The 17,402-nt window shown below is 60.6% G+C and carries 18 protein-coding genes; 9 read left to right on the plus strand and 9 right to left on the minus strand.

Annotation, left to right across the window (positions count from 1 at the left end; all coding sequences use genetic code 11):
• Nucleotides 1–4 precede the first annotated feature (4 nt).
• Complete coding sequence (locus tag GGI60_RS05370) at nt 5–907, minus strand: branched-chain amino acid ABC transporter permease (RefSeq protein WP_183911963.1); 903 nt, start codon at nt 905–907, stop codon at nt 5–7.
• 534 nt (nt 908–1,441) lie between these two features.
• Between GGI60_RS05370 and cysQ the strand changes: the two genes are divergently transcribed.
• Nucleotides 1,442–2,239: a 3'(2'),5'-bisphosphate nucleotidase CysQ gene (gene cysQ / locus GGI60_RS05375; RefSeq protein WP_183911961.1), complete on the plus strand. Its 798-nt coding sequence runs from the start codon at nt 1,442–1,444 to the stop codon at nt 2,237–2,239.
• A 570-nt stretch (nt 2,240–2,809) separates the two neighbouring features.
• A complete protein-coding gene (locus GGI60_RS05380; protein ID WP_183911959.1) occupies nt 2,810–3,535 on the plus strand; it encodes a sugar transferase in 726 nt (241 codons plus the stop codon).
• A 371-nt stretch (nt 3,536–3,906) separates the two neighbouring features.
• On the opposite strand, the gene GGI60_RS05385 is transcribed toward GGI60_RS05380, so the two are convergent.
• Nucleotides 3,907–4,497, minus strand: a complete 591-nt coding sequence (locus tag GGI60_RS05385; protein ID WP_183911957.1) for a hypothetical protein — start codon at nt 4,495–4,497, stop codon at nt 3,907–3,909.
• A 107-nt stretch (nt 4,498–4,604) separates the two neighbouring features.
• Between GGI60_RS05385 and GGI60_RS05390 the strand changes: the two genes are divergently transcribed.
• Nucleotides 4,605–4,880 (plus strand): DUF1153 domain-containing protein, encoded by a 276-nt coding sequence (locus tag GGI60_RS05390; RefSeq protein WP_007533628.1) that lies wholly within the window; start codon nt 4,605–4,607, stop codon nt 4,878–4,880.
• Between the two features lie 21 nt (nt 4,881–4,901).
• On the opposite strand, the gene GGI60_RS05395 is transcribed toward GGI60_RS05390, so the two are convergent.
• Nucleotides 4,902–5,402 (minus strand): paraquat-inducible protein A, encoded by a 501-nt coding sequence (locus tag GGI60_RS05395; protein WP_246720301.1) that lies wholly within the window; start codon nt 5,400–5,402, stop codon nt 4,902–4,904.
• Between the two features lie 105 nt (nt 5,403–5,507).
• Here GGI60_RS05395 and GGI60_RS05400 point away from each other — a divergent pair, with 105 nt between their 5' ends.
• On the plus strand, nt 5,508–5,786 hold the full coding sequence (locus GGI60_RS05400) for a GNAT family N-acetyltransferase (protein WP_183844294.1): 279 nt from the start codon (nt 5,508–5,510) through the stop codon (nt 5,784–5,786).
• A 258-nt stretch (nt 5,787–6,044) separates the two neighbouring features.
• Here GGI60_RS05400 and GGI60_RS05405 read toward each other — a convergent pair whose 3' ends face one another.
• Nucleotides 6,045–6,395, minus strand: a complete 351-nt coding sequence (locus GGI60_RS05405) for a hypothetical protein (protein WP_009991379.1) — start codon at nt 6,393–6,395, stop codon at nt 6,045–6,047.
• A gap of 436 nt (nt 6,396–6,831) precedes the next feature.
• On the opposite strand from GGI60_RS05405, the gene ctrA reads away from it, so the two are divergent.
• Nucleotides 6,832–7,533, plus strand: coding sequence for a response regulator transcription factor CtrA (gene ctrA, locus GGI60_RS05410; protein ID WP_007533606.1), 702 nt, complete (start codon nt 6,832–6,834; stop codon nt 7,531–7,533).
• Between the two features lie 220 nt (nt 7,534–7,753).
• On the opposite strand, the gene GGI60_RS05415 is transcribed toward ctrA, so the two are convergent.
• Together GGI60_RS05415 and chpT are read right to left on the minus strand one after the other, a co-directional pair.
• A complete protein-coding gene (locus GGI60_RS05415; RefSeq protein ID WP_004675721.1) occupies nt 7,754–8,116 on the minus strand; it encodes a response regulator in 363 nt (120 codons plus the stop codon).
• A 120-nt stretch (nt 8,117–8,236) separates the two neighbouring features.
• A complete protein-coding gene (gene chpT, locus GGI60_RS05420) occupies nt 8,237–8,884 on the minus strand; it encodes a histidine phosphotransferase ChpT (protein ID WP_183913819.1) in 648 nt (215 codons plus the stop codon).
• A 194-nt stretch (nt 8,885–9,078) separates the two neighbouring features.
• On the opposite strand from chpT, the gene GGI60_RS05425 reads away from it, so the two are divergent.
• The gene (locus GGI60_RS05425; protein ID WP_064684799.1) at nt 9,079–9,669 is read left to right on the plus strand and encodes a DUF1134 domain-containing protein; all 591 of its coding nucleotides are present in this window, start codon (nt 9,079–9,081) and stop codon (nt 9,667–9,669) included.
• Between the two features lie 216 nt (nt 9,670–9,885).
• Nucleotides 9,886–11,046: a hypothetical protein gene (locus GGI60_RS05430; RefSeq protein ID WP_183911955.1), complete on the plus strand. Its 1,161-nt coding sequence runs from the start codon at nt 9,886–9,888 to the stop codon at nt 11,044–11,046.
• A gap of 96 nt (nt 11,047–11,142) precedes the next feature.
• Here GGI60_RS05430 and GGI60_RS05435 read toward each other — a convergent pair whose 3' ends face one another.
• Nucleotides 11,143–11,967, minus strand: a complete 825-nt coding sequence (locus GGI60_RS05435) for an RNA methyltransferase (RefSeq protein ID WP_183911953.1) — start codon at nt 11,965–11,967, stop codon at nt 11,143–11,145.
• Nucleotides 11,968–11,974: 7 nt separating this feature from the next.
• On the minus strand, nt 11,975–12,364 hold the full coding sequence (locus GGI60_RS05440) for a hypothetical protein (protein WP_183911950.1): 390 nt from the start codon (nt 12,362–12,364) through the stop codon (nt 11,975–11,977).
• 41 nt (nt 12,365–12,405) lie between these two features.
• Here GGI60_RS05440 and GGI60_RS05445 point away from each other — a divergent pair, with 41 nt between their 5' ends.
• A complete protein-coding gene (locus tag GGI60_RS05445) occupies nt 12,406–13,431 on the plus strand; it encodes an RluA family pseudouridine synthase (protein ID WP_183911948.1) in 1,026 nt (341 codons plus the stop codon).
• 189 nt (nt 13,432–13,620) lie between these two features.
• Nucleotides 13,621–14,529, plus strand: a complete 909-nt coding sequence (gene rpoH / locus GGI60_RS05450; protein WP_012484996.1) for an RNA polymerase sigma factor RpoH — start codon at nt 13,621–13,623, stop codon at nt 14,527–14,529.
• A 335-nt stretch (nt 14,530–14,864) separates the two neighbouring features.
• Here the strand turns inward: rpoH and GGI60_RS05455 are convergent, their stop codons facing one another.
• On the minus strand, nt 14,865–17,342 hold the full coding sequence (locus tag GGI60_RS05455; RefSeq protein WP_183911946.1) for a hypothetical protein: 2,478 nt from the start codon (nt 17,340–17,342) through the stop codon (nt 14,865–14,867).
• Nucleotides 17,343–17,402: the final 60 nt, after the last annotated feature.

Here is a 17,402-nt window from a genome sequence, read left to right on the forward strand (position 1 = left end):
GACGTTATACCTTCTCGACTTCCGGTCGACCGAGGATGCCGGTCGGCTTGAAGATCAACACGAAAGCCAGGATCGCAAAGGTCGCGACGTCCTTGTAGGCGATGGTGAAGTACGCCGACCACAGCGACTCGATAAGGCCGATAAGCAGACCGCCAAAGACCGCGCCTGGTAACGAACCAATGCCGCCGAGGACGGCTGCGGTAAATGCTTTCACACCCGGCGTGAAGCCGTCGGCGAACGAAGCGACACCATAATACATGAGATACATCGTGCCGGCGACGGCAGCGAGTGCTGCGCCCATGACGAAGGTGATCGAGATCGTCTGGTCGACATTAACGCCAAGCAGGGCCGCCATCTTGCGATCCTGCTCCGTGGCGCGCTGGGCCCTGCCGAGAGCGGTGCGGTTGACGATATACCAGAAGATCGTCAGCAGCACTGCCGTGATCACGATGATGATGATCTGCTTCAGCGATACCGAGATATTGCCGAACTGGTAGACCGAGCTCACCATCGGCGGGATCGGCTTGTTGCGCGGACCCTGCGTTACCTGGATGAAGTTGGACAGCACGATCGACATGCCGATCGCGGTAATCAGCGGCGCCAGGCGGAACGAGCCGCGCAAAGGACGGTATGCGACACGCTCGATCGTCCAATTCCACAAACTCGTCATCAGCATCGCGACAACAAGCATCGCCAACAGCAGAATTGCCACCGGGAGACCTGCGAAGATCGATGTGAGGACGAGGAAGACGATAAGAGCGGCGAAACCACCGAGCATGAAGATGTCGCCATGGGCGAAGTTGATCATGCCGATAATGCCATAAACCATCGTATAGCCAATAGCCACAAGACCATAGATGGATCCGAGCGTCAGCCCATTGAAGAGCTGCTGGACGAAATACTCCATATGTCGTTTTCCCCTGGATGCGAGCCGAATATGCTGCATCTCTTTTTGGTTCTTCGGTCACCCGTTTCAGGCAACCTCATGACCGCATGCATAGCGGTTTCGTTGCAAATGTGAAGACAAAAAGGATTTACTCCGGCAGATTCTTGTTCGAACAGGGCTAAATGGCGCATTTTGCACCAAAATCCACAGAAAATCGGCGAAGCACGTCCTGTTTTTAGCCAAAAACTGGCGTCGAATTAACCATTCGGCGATTTCGCCGTCAATTTCATGAACCTCTTGCCGCGTAACCTATTCCACAGAATTGGAAGATGGAGCAAATTCAGACCCGCAGCGCGGCGCTTTGGCGAATCCCATTCCAGCGAATGCCTGCCATCTTGGTCTGACAAGACCGAAGACTTATGGTAGCATCGCAGACTGCGTTATCGGGGTGCGGAGCGCGGGGCGAAACACCATATAAGATTGGCTATGGTGGCAGGGATGGTTTGCGGACGAGCGACAACGGGGTGCTCACCGCGCGGCGAACGGCAAAGGACAATGCTGAGGACATTCGAAAAGGCGGCGCTCGAAGCCGGCAGGGCCATTATAACGGTCTTGCGCGAAGGCTTTCCCGTCGCCATGAAGGCGGACGCAAGTCCGGTCACGGTCGCCGACGAGGAGGCCGAACGGATCATCCTCGCGCATCTCGCCCGAGACTATCCCGAAATACCGGTCGTGGCGGAAGAGTCGGTCGCGGCCGGCAGGGTGCCCGACATCAGCGGTCGGGGCTTCTTCCTGGTCGACCCTCTCGACGGCACGCGTGAATTCGTCGACGGGCGGCAGGAATTCACCGTCAACATCGCTTATATCGAGAACGGCGCTCCGGTGGCCGGAATCGTCTACGCGCCGGCGCTCGGGCTTGCCTTCTCGGGAGAACGCGGCCACGCCGAAAGGCTCGTGGTTATGGACGATTTCACCGTCGGCGCACGCAGTGCAATCACCGTGCGCGAACAGCCGGCCGACAGGCTGGCGCTCGCGAGCCTTCGCCACAACAGCCCGGAGACCGGAACCTTCCTCGCCGACCATGCGATTTCCAAGTGCACGAACATCGGCTCGTCGCTGAAATTCTGTCTGCTGGCCGAAGGCAAGGCCGACGTATATCCCCGTTTCACGCGCACGATGGAATGGGACACAGCGGCCGGCGACGCAGTGCTTCGCGCCGCCGGCGGTTCGACCGTGACGCTCGACGGAGCGCCGCTGACTTACGGCAAGACCGGAACGGCGGCCGATTTCGATTTCGCCAACCCCAACTTCATTTCCTGGGGCGGCAGGAAACGCGTCCTCGAACCCGCCTGACCGCCCGCAAGGATCGCTGAAAGGCCGCGGGCGTGCTTCTTCATCCGTCGCCCCTCCCCGACATGCCAATTATCTCAGCTTCGCCCGTCATCAACTGATTCGCATGGCCGGCGACAGAGATGATTCTGCGGGATAGCCCCGTGTCCCCACACCTTCTGCCTGCAAAAGCTCGTCGATCCCGCCTTGGTTTTGTCACATTTTGGCACTGTTGGATAACAAGCCGACCGTTCTCGCGAAAGAATTTCGCCCCGGTTTCTGTTAAGAAATGGCGCTTGTGGGCAATGCGGTACGTGCCGAAAAGGCACGTCCGAAGCACCCCGGAAGCCCCTGCCAAAGGCCTAAAAACCTTGACGAAATTCCAATTCTTAACGAAATATCATGAGCTTGCCTCAACTTAACGCAAATGCGAAAGATTTATTGCGATGCGATATTTCTCTGGACACCATTACACAATTGTCGCATTTTTCCGTTTTAGTAGGGTTACCAACACCTGAGTGCAGCCCTGGTGACAGGGTAAACCATTGATCGCCTATTGCCGCCGCGCCCCTCGAAGACAACAGAGTACGATCCTTGAGCATCACGGAACTAAACAACACTATTTCGACAGAGTCCTTCCGGCCGAGCCGCCGCCAGCAGCCGAGCCTGAAGATCCAGACCCCTGTAATCCACAGCGATGCGCCGCAGGCGCCGTGGGTGGATCTCGTCCTGAAGCGGGCGTTCGACATTGTTTCGTCGTTGAGCGCCCTCCTCGTCCTCGCACCCTTACTTCTTCTCGTCGCCCTCTTGATCAAGCTGGACAGCCCCGGACCGGTGCTGTTTAAGCAGACCCGCTGGGGCAGGAACTGCAAGGCCATCAAAGTCTACAAGTTCCGCTCCATGCGCACCGATCTCTGCGATGTCTCGGGCGTTGCTCAGACGGTGAAGAACGACCCGCGCGTCACCCGCATCGGCGCCATCCTGCGCCGCACGAACATCGACGAGTTGCCGCAGCTGTTGAACGTGCTGTTGGGCGACATGTCCGTTGTCGGTCCGCGCTGCCACGCGATCGGCATGCGCGCCGGCGGCATGCTCTACGAAGAGCTTGTGCCGGAATACCACCAGCGCCACGCAATGCGTCCGGGCATGACCGGTCTCGCCCAGATGCGCGGCCTGCGCGGCCCGACGGATCGTCCGGCAAAAGCGCGCGCGCGCATCGCCTGCGACCTCTACTACGTCGGAAACTTCTCGATCTTGATGGATATGCGCATCATTGTCGGAACCGTCCTATCGGAACTGGCCGGCGGAAAAGGCTTCTAAGCTTTTTATGAGAAAGGGCCGGCTGCTCAAAGCAGCCGGTACCGGAATGCTCGGGCTCCCGCCTGCAGCGGTTGAGCGATCCTTGCCATCGCACTCCTCAGATATTCCCCACGATCCTATGCGACGAGAGACCTCGAAGGATCGCGGTCTCGTCTCCGCTCCTGCGGGCGACCGACCGCAGCGCCGCGCGTCGTCTCGGAGCCGCAAACGACGCCGCAGCCACTTTGGGTAGCTTCGGGCATCCGATTTGGCGCCGGGGGAGCGTTTCCCGGAAGTACTTCCCGGATTGCTGTGACGCGATAGTGGCCCAGAAGCGCCTGGGGCCGTAGAACGTCACCGTTGCCTGCCGCCCTGCCGGCATGGCCGCTACCTCAAAAGGCAAAAATGTATCGTTTCAGGTCAGCGCCATGAAGGCGACGGTGTACTTCACCGCATCCTGGAAGAGCGTGTCGAGATGGCCTTTTCCTGATCGACCGTCCTCCTCGAAGATGCCCCACCTCATAGGCGATCGGCAGGATCGACCGCTTCATTGCCCACCGGCAAACAGTGGTCGGCGGCCTCGTAAAGCTGACCAGGCTTTGCTGCCAATTCTGATTAACGCTTTTCGATAAAAGCGGTGCGCGCGCTCGAAGGGAAGCCGAAAGCAGCTCAAAATCCAAGCCTGCAAGCTTCCCCATCTCGTCGAGCTGTACCTTCTCCGCCGCTGTCGAACTGCCGAGACAAAGATCGAGCGCCTCGCGCGCAGCCGTCAATAATTTAGTGCGCCTTTTTTCGTCATCCTGACGTCGCGTGACCGGCTTCAGTTCGGCCTCGCTGCAGGCGATAAAAGCCCGCGCCGGAGTATCGACAAGACCCTTTGGCTGCGCAAGCGAGGGAAGGAAGCCTGAAATCATACGAACTGGGGCGATATAGGGGAGATTCGCGACGAAGTCCTGCGAAGCAGACACCCATTCATCAGCCACTCCGGGGCGGCTAAATTTGTTATCAAAGTCTTACGTTGGGCTTAGGCAATTTTTAAATGTGGCAAGCTAGAGTGGCGCTCGTGGTCTTGCGTTGTGTAGAGAGTCCAATGACCGAAATGATACGTCCCCGAGTAAAATATGTCATCGGCCCCGATGGCAGCCCCCTGACCATCGCGGACCTTCCGCCGCCCAATACGCGGCGCTGGGTGATCCGCCGGAAGGCAGAGGTTGTCGCGGCTGTTCGCGGTGGCCTGTTGAGCTTGGAAGAGGCCTGCGAGCGTTACACGCTCACGGTCGAAGAGTTCCTGTCCTGGCAGTCGTCGATCAACAGCCATGGCCTCGCCGGTCTGCGCACCACGCGCATTCAGCAGTATCGCCACTGATCGCACGCCAGCATCGACGATTTATTTCGGGCCGGATGCATCTCCCGTCAGGGAGTGCAGAAGGCCCGAAATCATTGAGGAGGCCGCATAGCACCACAGGCCAGGCTGGGTGAAAGCATCCGCCAATCCCGTCGTCTTCGCCGCCGCAATGACGATCGCGACCAGCAGCACGTCCATCATTGACCACTTGGACAGATGCGGCACGACGCGACGATAAAATGGACTGCCGGCCCCGCCGCCGGCACCTGTCGCTTCCGCAGCGATCCCAACCATCTTCAGAATCGGAAGCACGATCGACACCAGCGCGACGATCGCAGCCAGCAGCCCATCCCCGCCCTGCCAGAGCGAGGCGACGATTTCGACAAGGGACGGGGTCTGATCGAAGAAATACAAAGTCTCGAAACGGACCAGCGGCAAGATGAGGCCGAGCCCAAGGAGGAACGGCGCCGCCACGAGCAGTACCGGGCGGATCATCGAAAGCGCCCTCGTTCGCGAACCTTGCACCGATCCGATCTTTTTCATGAACACTCCGTCTCCTCGAGGAATTGCCTCGCCGGCTTGGCATGATCGCGCCGCCGTGTCACCGTCGCCGGCGACAAAATCCCCATCCCCCTGCGAGGAAAAACAATGGACATTCGAAACGAGGAAGGCGCATCCGGCGGCCGTTATGCGGCCGAGGTAGAAGGGCATGAGGCGGAGATGACCTACTCGCGCACATCGCCGAAGCTCGTCATCATCGATCACACCGCCGTTCCCGATGCCCTGCGCGGCAAAGGCGTCGGCCAGGCATTGGCGCTGCACGCGGTGGAGGCTGCCCGCACCGGCGGCTGGAAGATCATTCCGCTCTGCCCCTTTTTCAAGGCGCAGGCGCAGCGCCACCCGGAATGGCACGACGTCGTGAACTGATTCCCGCGGCTTGGCCTGCTGCGATTTCTGAAGCGCCGCGCGTCTTTTCAGGCGAGCAAAGGGCGCTGCAACACTTCCGCGCATCGTGGCCTCCGAAAAGCGATTCCGATTTTTTCGGGCCGGTGTGCCAAAAGGGGCGATATCGAGATGGAGAACGGCAAACACCAAAAGCCATGTATGATGGACCAGCGCGCCCATCATACATGGCTTCTCTGTGGCGATCCCCGGGGCGCCGAAGCCGGCGCCCGTCGTTTTCATTTACGCCCGTGCTCGAGCGCCGCTGTCACGTTCTTCCAGCGCCGACGCCCTTGCATATTCCGCCTGCATTTCCTCAAGCGCCAGTTCCAGCGCCTCTTCCTGCATTTTCAATTCCTTGATTGAAACCTGCAGATTGTCGGCCCGCTGACGCGCGGCCTTGGCGAAGGTCGGATAAGCAAAGTGATTCGGGTCTGATATACCGGACTTCTTTTCCTCGACGACGATCTGGCTCTCCAGATCCTTCGTCATCCGTTCGAATTCGGACATCATCATCTGCAATTGCTGCAATTGACGTCGTTTTTCGTTCACCTGAAACTCTTTCAGGCGAACGAGACTTTCTCGCGACTTCATACGCATTACTCCCGTGATGCGAGACCCCGGCTCAACTTGAAACCGCCCTGCGCGCCGCTTTGACACGGTTTGCTAAAAAATTTCCTGCGATATTAACAAATACCTACCGCTGGTAACCTTTCGTTTACGGGCATCGTTAATGATAGGCCCGATGATTTAAGGGTCGGTAAATGCCGCGGCATGAAGTTCGAACCTTTTCATTGGCGAGTCGGATGAATCACTTAGCGCTATTTCCTAATGTTAAAATTGAGGAAAGCCTTTTTGAGATTCCTATTGGAAAACAGAGAAATGGAAAAATTATTTAATAAATTCGATACTCCTTGCCAGAGTGAATCAGAATTTGTTAACCATTTCGTGGCAGCTTCCAAATCACGTAGCTTGTTCGGTAGCGTGTAGGGGGCCAGACCACCTTTCGGCGGCGGTAAAGGGGATAATTATGCGGGTACTTCTCATCGAGGACGACAGCGCTACGGCGCAGAGCATCGAGTTGATGCTGAAATCAGAGAGTTTTAATGTTTACACCACCGATCTCGGTGAAGAAGGCGTCGATCTGGGCAAGCTGTATGATTACGATATCATCCTTCTCGATCTGAACCTGCCCGACATGTCCGGATATGAAGTGCTCCGCACTCTCCGGCTGTCGAAGGTCAAGACACCGATCCTCATTCTGTCGGGCATGGCCGGCATCGAAGACAAGGTTCGCGGCCTCGGTTTCGGCGCTGACGACTACATGACCAAGCCCTTCCACAAGGACGAGCTCGTCGCCCGCATCCACGCCATCGTCCGCCGCTCTAAGGGCCACGCCCAGTCGGTGATCATGACCGGCGAACTGATCGTCAATCTCGATGCCAAGACCGTCGAAGTCGGCGGCCAGCGCGTCCATCTGACGGGCAAGGAATACCAGATGCTGGAGCTGCTTTCGCTTCGCAAGGGCACCACGCTCACCAAGGAAATGTTCCTCAACCACCTTTACGGTGGCATGGACGAACCGGAACTAAAGATCATCGACGTCTTCATCTGCAAGTTGCGCAAGAAGCTCGCCAACGCCGCCGGCGGCGCCAACTACATCGAAACCGTCTGGGGCCGTGGTTACGTTCTTCGCGAGCCGGACGGCACTGAATATGCGGAAACCGCCTGAGCTTCCGAATCCTCCGATCCCCTTATCGGATGAAGAAATCCCGCCCTGCCGGCGGGATTTTTCGTATTTGGGCGGCAATGAGAGTGAGATGGCCTGAGGCCCTGCTCGACCTGGAGTCCCTCATCTCGGTGAGGGAAGGAGAGCCGCAGCATGAGCCAGCGTCCGCACTTTTTTGGCGGAACGCTCCGGAATGGATGATGTCGGCGGAATGCGCCTCCAGTCAGGCAGCGATGGCGCGGTTTCCGAAAACGGCGGTCAGGATCTTGCGATCGAAGGGTTTCAGCAGGAAATCCGTGGCGCCTGCCCGTTTGCCTGCCATCAGTTTCTTCAGATCCGCTTCGATGACGCAATAATAGATTTTGACGTCCTTGCCCCCGTCCATGGCGCGGATGGCGGCAATGAGGTCGAGGGCACCTTCCATGCCGGAATCGACGATCAGATATTCCGGCAGTTCCGCCTGGCAGCGCTGCAGCGCCTCACTGGCATTGGAAGCCTCGCTGACGAGAAAGTCGAGTTCGGAGAGAATGCGCTTGCCGACCTTGCGGACGATGTCCGAATTATCGGTGATCATGAACCTTTGCATGACTGCTCCTTTGCCCCCGCATTCGTCGCAACAAGAGGCCTCTTACAACCCTGGAGGATAGGTCCATCAGGCTAAGGAATCGTTACCGGACGGGCGCCGACACCCGTCTGGGCTCCGAAATCAAGCAGCAGCGACCACCGCCGTGAACACCAATTCATCGGCGCTGGCGTTGTGATCGAGCGTCATTCCGCACTCTTCAGCCAGCAGCACAGCGTAATAGGGCTGTATCGAATGGGCGTCGATTGCCTCCTCGATTGTGCCAGTCGATATTTCAACGAATTTCGGCGGCAAGCGCATCATCTTGCCCTTGGCCGTGAGCGTGAACCTGGCGTCGAATTCGGGATTTTCGAGCGTCACCTCGAGCACGCCGCCGCGTGGAATGGAGGAATAGGCGACGAGGAAGAGGTTGAGCAGCAGCTTGACCCGGTTCTTGGCAACGATGGCGCGCGGCCCGTTCCAGATCACCTCGGTTTTCTTCTCCGCCAGCGCAAAATCCTTGGCGGCCCGCTCGGCCTCACCGGTGTCTATCGAGGCGCCAACTGAGCCGGACGCGCCGAAGGCCAGACGCGCGAATTTCAGCCGGACGGAGGCATTGAGCGCACTGGTGCGGATCAGGTCCATCGCATCGGAATCGGCGCCGCCTTCATCGAGAAGTTCCAGACCGTTGTTGATCGCGCCGACGGGCGAGATGACGTCGTGGCAAACGCGGCTGCAGAGGAGCGCGGCCAGATCCGGGCCGGACAAGGTAAGGTTCGGGTTCTTGGACATCATCGTCTCCTGAGGGGCGGCAATCTCATCGCGCCCGGTAATATGCGTCATCTAAATTGCGCGAAGTTTGCGATCGCATTCGGTGCCATAATGACACCATATTTGGTAAACCGATTGTTAAGATCATCGGCGCAAAATGCAGCAATTGACGCGAGCGGTTGTCCGCTCCCGACCAACGACGAACGGATGACACCATGCGCCCTCGATTTCCGCACCGATTCATCGGCTTCTGCAGGTTGCTCTCGGCCCTCGTCTTCTCCTCGATGATGGTTGCCGGGCCGGCCGCCGCTCAGAACAACAACGGTCAGTATACGATGCAGGAAATCATCGATACCGGCCACTCCTTCTTCGGCTCCGCCAGCGGCGGCCTTGCCAAGGTGGTGGAAAGCGCCTTCCAGAAATACGGCTTGCCGAACGGGTATATTCTCGGACAGGAAGGCGGCGGCGCCTTCATCGCCGGGCTCACCTATGGCGAAGGCCAGCTGAATACCAAGAATGCCGGCGAGCATCCGCTCTACTGGCAGGGGCCCTCCCTCGGCATCGATTACGGCGGACAGGGCTCGCGAGTCATGATGCTCGTCTACGATCTGCCCTCCATCGATGGCATCTATGCCCGCTTCGGCGGCGTCAGCGGCTCTGCCTATGTAATTGCGGGCTTCGGCATGACAGTGCTGAAGAACAACGACGTGCTGGTCGTGCCGATCCGCACCGGCGTCGGCGCCCGACTCGGCGTCAATGTCGGCTACCTCAAGATCACCCAGGCGCCGACCTGGAATCCCTTCTGAAGCCGCAGGACCGTCCGAAACTGCCGCCAACCGCATCGGCGGCCTTGCCCCGATGCGCCATGCGTGCTTAATCATCACGGATGACCCGGAATAGGACGCCGAAAGCGTAATCGGTTTTCGGATGTCAAGTTCCGGCCAACGGAGAACGGGATTAAGACCTTGGCCGACTGGGCTGAAATCCTGTTTTAGTATCAACGTCGAATCGATGGCCCCGCCGTGATCGAATACGCTCTCTTGTTCGGACTGGGCTTCCTGACCGCGGCCTTCCTCGTCTTTCTGATTTCGCCGGCCATACACCGCCGCATCGTCTGGTATACCGAAAATCGGCTGAAAGCGACGATGCCTTTGAGCCCGCAAGAGGTCCGCGCCCAGAAAGATATGGTGCGCGCCCTTTATGCCGCCGAAAACGCGCGCACCACCCAAGACCTTCTGCGTGAACGCGAAAAATCCCTCTCGCTTCAGCTGCGGCACGATGCCCTTGCCGTCGATGCCGGCAGACTTGCCGCCGATATCGGTGAATTGCAGGCCCAGATCGGCGAGATGCATGTCGAAGCGGCCGAGCAGCGCTCGCACCTGCGCAAGGACGAGAACTATATCAGCCAGTTGAAGACCAATCTGCATATCGCCGAGCAATCCGCTGCCAACAAGGAGAGCGAGCTGGCGGCAATGCGGACGCGGCTGAGCAAGCTCAGCGAACAAACCGACGGGCTGAGGATTGATCTGGCCGCGCGTGAAACAGAGGCGGAAAGCCTGAAATTCCGCGCCAACGCGTTGCGCGACGAGCGCGACACGTTGCGCCAGGACGTCACCCTGCTGCAGAAGCGAGCCAAGGATGCCGAGCAGAAACTGACGCAGCAGCAGCATATGGTGATCCGCCTGGAAGACAAGGCCGCGCGTGAGAGCGCATCCGCCGCCGAGAAGGAAACCCTGCTCGCCCGCCGTCAGCAGGAAATCGTCAAGCTGAAGGAGCAGTTGAAAGCCGCCAATGCCGAAATCCGCAGGATCAACCGGGTGCTGCGCGACTCCGGCCTTCCCAAAATGGCGGCGGAATTACCGACCGAACTGACACCCGACGACCCAACCGCGTCCATGCTCGACACCGCTGCGGTAACGGCTGAGATGAGCGAGGATGTCCGCAAGCGCAGCGCCGCCCTTGCCGAACGCCTGCAGAAGGCAAAGTCCGTCGCCGGACGTGATGGTGCGATCCGCGAGGAAATCGCCTCGATCGCCGCCAATATGGTGGCGCTGACCGCACTCAACGAAGGCCCTTCCTCGCCGATCCGCACGCTGCTGGCGGATGCCGGGAGCAAGAACCCGAACGACCGCGTCAGCCTTGCCGACAGGGTGGCTGCCATCATCGCCAATCCGGTGCGTTAAAGCATGTCGCGCAAAAGTGTGCAGCGGTTTTGCGATAACGTGCCGAAGATATAGACCTAAAGCGGGGGGAGCGAATCTCAAAGATCGCGACGTGCTTCAGATGCGTCCCATGGCCGAGGCCATGGAAAACAACGCGATCCCCGTCGCCGTGGCCGCATTGAGACTATCGAGCTCGTCCGACTGCGGGATGCGCGCGCTCTGAAAGCGGGCCAGCAGCGCCGCCGGCAAGCCCTCGCCCTCCGTGCCGACGGCGAGCGCCATGCGTGCCGCAGCCGGAATGGCGCGAATGTCCGTTTTCCCGCGGGGCGAAAGCGTCCAGATGGCAAAACCCCGTTCGGCGAGTGCAAGGAGCAGGTCCAGTCCCTTGCCGCCGCGCCGGTGTGGAACGCCCAGCACCGACCCGACCGAAACACGCAGCGCTTTGCGATAAAGAGGATCACAGGAGGTTTCGTCGAGCAGCACTGCATCTGCCCGGAAGGCGGCTGCATTGCGGAACATCGAGCCGACATTGTCGTGATTGGAAATGCCGCAGCCGACGAGGACCAGCGCCCGTTCCGGCAGGGCGTCAAGAAGCGCTGCCTCGTCACGCTCCTCCCGCCGGCCAAGCGCGAGAACGCCGCGATGGAGATGGAAACCGACGATGCCGGCAAGCGCGTCAGCCTCGGCGACATAGACCGGCACGTCGGCCGGAAACCGCTCCAGGATCGGCAGAATGCCCTCGACGCGATTGCGCAGCAGCAGGATCTTTTCCGCGCGAAAGCCGCGGCCTTGCGCATGCGCCTCGGCGAGCATTCTAAGCACGACGGTACCCTCGGCGATGAAGCGGTTTTCCCGCCCGGTCAGATCGCGCTCGCGAATGTCGCGGAATTCCGCGACGCGCGGATCGTCGGCATTCGCGATGGCGATCGGGGGAGCGGCCATGCCGGCCTCAATTGCCTGTGACGGTCAGGTCAGCGATGGTGCGGCCGGTCCGGAGATCGAAGATCAGCGCCTTGTTCCGGCCTTCGACGGTCTCGCCGTAAAACAGGATCTGCCCCGCCGAAAACGAGGTCGACCGCACCTTGAAACCCAGCGGCAGGGAGACGGTGGCCGCGAGCGGCGCATCCGAGGGCACACCGGAGGCGGAGGCGGAGGCAGCGGGAGCCGTGTCCTTCGGCTCGCGCATCGTCTTGTAGACAACCGCACCGAAGACCGCCATAAGGCTCACGAACATGATGGCGCCGGAAACGATCTGCAGGCGGACCATCTTGCGCCGGACACTTTCCATCGCCGGATCAAGGGGCTTCTCTTCCTGGTCGTCCGGCTCGATTGCTGTCATCTGTGTGTCCCGTTCTAAAAATACGTCGGAGAAGAAGCGTCTTGAGCGACCCCTTTAAACAAGCAGTTGGCATTAGAAAAGTCCTGACCGCCGATGAAACCGCGGAAGGCCGGCTTGACGCCTGGCTGACGGCGCAAGTCGGCGAGGATTTTTCCCGCAGCCGCATCAAGGCGCTGATCAAGGACGGCCAGGTTTCGATGCGCGGCGAACCCGTCACCGATCCGCAGCGCAAGGTGCGCGTCGGCGACAGTTTCGAGATCACCCTGCCCGAACCGGAAGACCCGACGCCGCAGGGCGAGGATATCCCGCTCGATATCCTTCATGAGGACGATGACATCATCGTTATATCGAAACCGGCCGGCCTGGTCGTCCATCCCAGCCCCGGCAATTGGACCGGAACGCTGGTCAACGCGCTGATCCATCATTGCGGCGATACGCTCTCCGGCATTGGCGGCGTTCGCCGCCCCGGCATCGTCCATCGTCTCGACAAGGACACGACAGGCGTCATGGTCGTCGCCAAGAACGACATTGCCCATCGCCACCTGTCGCTCCAGTTTGCCGACCACGGCCGCACCATGCCGCTGGAGCGGGCCTATCAGGCCATCGTCTGGGGTCGCCCCCGGTCACTGACAGGCACGGTCGACGCGCCGCTCGGCCGAGCCACCGGCGATCGCACCCGGCGCGCCGTCAAACGCCCCGACAGCCATGACGCCGACGAGGCGATCACCCATTACGAGGTGATCGAGCGCTTTCATGAAACCCCGGACGCGACGGCGCTCGCCTCGCTGGTCGAGTGCCGCCTCGAAACCGGCCGCACCCATCAGATCCGTGTGCACATGGCTCATATCGGCCACCCGCTGCTCGGCGACATCGTCTACGGAGCCGGCTTCAAGACCAAGGCCAATCTGCTGCCCGAAGAAATCCGCAAGGTGGTCAACGGGTTCGACCGCCAGGCGCTGCATGCCTTCATGCTGCAATTCGAGCATCCACGCACCGGCGAACTCATGCATTTCGAAGTATCATTGCCCGAGGATATGGTGGAACTTGTCGCGGCATTGCGGAGTTAGAAGGGACTGCGGAATTCCGCCTTCCCCGTCTCACACCTGCGTGAGCGGCGTCTTGAACCGCCATTTCGCCATACTTATCTGTATATAGACTTAGTGCGGGCTTGGTAGAAAGCCGCAGGTCTCGGTTCGCCTTTCGACGCGGGGACGCGTTTTCATCGGGAACCGGAATTCACTTTAGGAGGGTGCACTATGGCCCGAAATACCTTGCCGTCCATTACCGCCGGCGAAGCCGGCCTCAATCGTTATCTCGACGAAATCCGCAAATTCCCGATGCTCGAACCGCAGCAGGAATATATGCTGGCCAAGCGTTATGCCGAGCACGGCGACCGCGACGCCGCCCACAAGCTCGTCACCAGCCATCTGCGCCTCGTTGCGAAGATCGCCATGGGTTATCGCGGCTACGGCCTTCCGATCGGCGAAGTCGTCTCCGAAGGCAATGTCGGCCTGATGCAGGCGGTCAAGAAATTCGATCCGGAGCGCGGCTTCCGCCTCGCCACCTATGCCATGTGGTGGATCAAGGCCTCGATACAGGAATATATCCTGCGGTCGTGGTCGCTGGTGAAGATGGGTACGACCGCAAACCAGAAGCGCCTGTTCTTCAACTTGCGCCGGCTGAAGGGCCGCATTCAGGCGATCGACGACGGCGACTTGAAGCCGGAGCACGTATCGGAAATCGCCACCAAGCTGAACGTCTCGGAGGAGGAGGTCATTTCGATGAACCGCCGCCTCTCCGGCGACGCCTCGCTGAACGCGCCGATCAAGGCGGCCGAAGGCGACAGCGGCCAATGGCAGGACTGGCTTGTGGACGATCACGACAGCCAGGAAGACGTGCTGATCGAGCAGGACGAGCTCGAAACCCGCCGGCGTATGCTGAGCAAGGCGATGAGCGTGCTGAACGAACGCGAGCGCCGCATCTTCGAGGCCCGCCGCCTCGCCGAGGAGCCGGTGACGCTGGAAGACCTGTCAGCCGAATTCGACATCAGCCGCGAACGCGTCCGCCAGATCGAGGTTCGCGCCTTCGAGAAGGTGCAAGACGCTGTCCGCAAGGAAGCCCTGGAACGCGCCAAAGCCGTCCGCGTCGTCGAAGCCACGGCCTGATAGTTGAAGTCTAGAATTGGCAACGCCATCTCCCCGATGCGGGAGGTGGCGTTTTCGTTTGGGTTGTGCGACCGGGTAGACGGTGATTGGCCCCTCACCCTAACCCTTGCCGGGGGCGAGCCGCTGGTCTCGACCCGTCCTTCGGACCCCCGTAAAAACCGGGAGAGGCACATGCCCCGCGAGAGGACAGCGAGGAACGGAGGGGTGGCAGCTATCCCCCTTCGCCCCGTTTACGAGGAGAAGGTGCCGGCAGGCGGATGAGGGGCGTGAGCGGCAGAGCTGTGAATGCGCTGAGCGCGAGTGAAGGGCAAGGCACTCCCTTGCCCGTGACAACCTCACTGGCTCGTCGAGACATCCCCTAGCGCGGTCCATTCCTTGATGGCTGTATTGAACGCATCCGTTCCCGTACCGCCCTTGTCCATCGTCAGCAGCGCGCGGCGGCCGTTGCGATAGGTGATCGGGATATCGATCCAGTTGCGGGTCGACATCAGGTCGAGATTGGCCTTTCGCGCATCGGGATAATCGTTGAGCGCGATCATGTGGAAATCGTCGGTGATCTTGGCCGGAACCGCAATCAGCGCGTCGCCGCGATCCTGTTCCGTGCGCTTCATCGAGATGCGCTGGACGCTGTCGATACTGCCACCTTCGAAATTGGGAGGCACCGAGAAGACGATCTCTACAAGATGGCTTGCCGGCAGCGACGGATCGGAGTTGCGTTTGAAGGTGACGAGAGCCGAAAGATTACGCTCGGGAACGGTGATATTGCCCTGGACAGTCGCTTCCTGCCGACCACCCTGGCCGGCCTCGTGCTGGACGCTCCAGACGACCGTTCCCTCGATCGCCGTCGGCGAGCTCTGGCCGATACGCTCCTCATAGAGGAACATCTTTTCCGACGACCCAACCGGGGCGGCTTGCTGCGGCGATGCCGCGGGACCGTTCGGCGTCAGCGTTTCCGGCCGGGCCGTATCACCTTGGGCGCTGGCAGCCGGCGTATCCGCAGCCGCGACATTCTGCTCGGCCACCGATTTCCCTTCGGCGGTCGGCGTTCCCGGCACAGCCGCCGGGCCGCTGTCGACTTCGCTTCCATCGGAAAGCAGCCGCTGGGTGAATTTCGAATTGGCCGCCGCACCGTCACTGTTCAATGACGCCACTTGCTGGTTCGGCACTGCCGGTGCCGGCGGCGTATTCTGCGCTTCCGGGGTAGCTGGCTCGGCTGGCGTCGGCGTGCTCGGCTGAGCAGGCGTCTCGGGTTCCGTCGGCGTCATTGCCGCCTCGTTCCTCGTGGACTGCGATGGTGCTGAGCTGACAAGCCCATCGACCATCGCCACCAGCGCCTCTCTGTTCATCCAGCCGGCATAGACGCCGCCCCCGATCAGAATAAGCGCCAAGATCAGGGTGATCACCGTGCCGATGCCGAAGCGGCGCCGCTTCGGCTCCATGCGGAAATTCTTGCCCTGCAGTTTGGCGGCGACGATCTGATCGATATCCATCCCCGGATTGGCGTCGTCATCGTCGGCGGCGACCGAGCCCCGGCGGTCATAGCCACGCAGTGCCTTGGCTTCACGCCATCCCTCGCTCGGCGTGCCGGCAGCAGGCGCCGCCTTGCCATCGTGCACTTCAGCAAAGATATCGACATCGTCGAAATGCGAGGAAACCGGCGTCTTCTTGTCGCTGCCGGCCTCGATCGGCGGCAGATCGTCGAAGGCGGCCGTTTCCCAGGAGAAACTTTCCTTGGCAGCCGGCATGACGGCCGCGGGTGCTATCTTTTCGAGGCTCGATATCACCTCTTCGAAGGCGCGCGCCGAGGTGTCGGCGGCGGCCAGAGCGGTTTCCGAATATTGCCGGAGTTCCTCTTCCGCCCATTCGGTCTCGGCATCCTTCGGCGCCGGAGCCGGTGTTTCGGCAGCGGGTTCGGTCCAGACGGGGTCGAAATGCGCCGCCGCATCTGCGTGCAGTGGCTCCTCGCGGCTGTGTTCGACGAATTCCTGCGCACGATCGAAATCGGCGACCGGCTCGACCAGCCGGTTGGATGCATGCTCTAGGCCACGCGTGACCGGCTGAAACGATTCGATGGGCTCGTAAGCCGTCTCGGCCTTCGGCTCATGGCTTTCAACGGTCGTCGGTTCGGCCCCGACCTCTTCGGCTTCCGCGAGAGGCTGCTCATCGGCACGATCTTGGCCGGCTTCCGCGTAGCCATGCCCGGCAGGCGGCGGTTCGAAGCCGTCAGCTACCTCACGCGCCTCGGCGGCATGCCATTCCTCGGCCGGCGCCTCCTCCTCATGCGAGGGATGCCAGTATGATTCAATGGGCGCTTCCGCCTCGGTGGAAACTGGTGTTTCCGCGAACGCGGGCTCTGCAGGCTGGGGTTCCGCAGGCTCGACGTTCTCGGCCACGACCTCTTCCTGAGCTTCCTGCGGTGCGGCAGCTTCGACGTGATCGGGCTCATCGACGGCCTCTGCCGCCAGCGGTTCTGTAGGGGCTTCATCGGCTGGCTCGTCGACGGCCGGCTGTGACACAGGCGGTTCGCTTTCACCGTGAGCCGCGTATTCCTCGACGGGCTCCGGCACAGCGACAGAGTCTGCGGCCTCATCGAGTGACAGCGCCTCGGAGTGTTCAGCCTCCACGTCGCGGATGGCAGCCTCGAGCTTTTCGAGCTGGCGTTGCAGCATGGCTTCCGGCGGACGCGGCTTCATGTTCTCGAGCTGCCGCTGCACTGCGCCGCGAGCACGTTCGTAGACCTTTACCCGCATCTCGGGGGTATTTTCGGCCAGGCCGTCGACGGCCCGCCGAATAACTGCAATAAAATCCGCCATCAGTACTTTCTCAAGAAGTCCGGTACTCTCCCGAACCTATCCTCCGCAGTGACCGGTGAC

It is taken from the genome of Rhizobium lentis, from assembly GCF_014200175.1.
Classification (GTDB): domain Bacteria; phylum Pseudomonadota; class Alphaproteobacteria; order Rhizobiales; family Rhizobiaceae; genus Rhizobium; species Rhizobium mulingense.

Bases quoted from the DNA above. Each gene is read 5' to 3' on its own strand.
- ctrA (WP_007533606.1), top strand. From the start codon at position 6,832: ATGCGGGTACTTCTCATCGAGGACGACAGCGCTACGGCGCAGAGCATC.
- GGI60_RS05370 (WP_183911963.1), bottom strand. From the start codon at position 907: ATGGAGTATTTCGTCCAGCAGCTCTTCAATGGGCTGACGCTCGGATCC.
- cysQ (WP_183911961.1), top strand. From the start codon at position 1,442: ATGCTGAGGACATTCGAAAAGGCGGCGCTCGAAGCCGGCAGGGCCATT.
- GGI60_RS05425 (WP_064684799.1), top strand. From the start codon at position 9,079: ATGCGCCCTCGATTTCCGCACCGATTCATCGGCTTCTGCAGGTTGCTC.
- chpT (WP_183913819.1), bottom strand. From the start codon at position 8,884: ATGTCCAAGAACCCGAACCTTACCTTGTCCGGCCCGGATCTGGCCGCG.
- GGI60_RS05435 (WP_183911953.1), bottom strand. From the start codon at position 11,967: ATGGCCGCTCCCCCGATCGCCATCGCGAATGCCGACGATCCGCGCGTC.
- GGI60_RS05400 (WP_183844294.1), top strand. From the start codon at position 5,508: ATGGACATTCGAAACGAGGAAGGCGCATCCGGCGGCCGTTATGCGGCC.
- GGI60_RS05440 (WP_183911950.1), bottom strand. From the start codon at position 12,364: ATGACAGCAATCGAGCCGGACGACCAGGAAGAGAAGCCCCTTGATCCG.
- rpoH (WP_012484996.1), top strand. From the start codon at position 13,621: ATGGCCCGAAATACCTTGCCGTCCATTACCGCCGGCGAAGCCGGCCTC.
- GGI60_RS05405 (WP_009991379.1), bottom strand. From the start codon at position 6,395: ATGAAGTCGCGAGAAAGTCTCGTTCGCCTGAAAGAGTTTCAGGTGAAC.
- GGI60_RS05455 (WP_183911946.1), bottom strand. From the start codon at position 17,342: ATGGCGGATTTTATTGCAGTTATTCGGCGGGCCGTCGACGGCCTGGCC.
- GGI60_RS05395 (WP_246720301.1), bottom strand. From the start codon at position 5,402: ATGAAAAAGATCGGATCGGTGCAAGGTTCGCGAACGAGGGCGCTTTCG.
- GGI60_RS05390 (WP_007533628.1), top strand. From the start codon at position 4,605: ATGACCGAAATGATACGTCCCCGAGTAAAATATGTCATCGGCCCCGAT.
- GGI60_RS05415 (WP_004675721.1), bottom strand. From the start codon at position 8,116: ATGCAAAGGTTCATGATCACCGATAATTCGGACATCGTCCGCAAGGTC.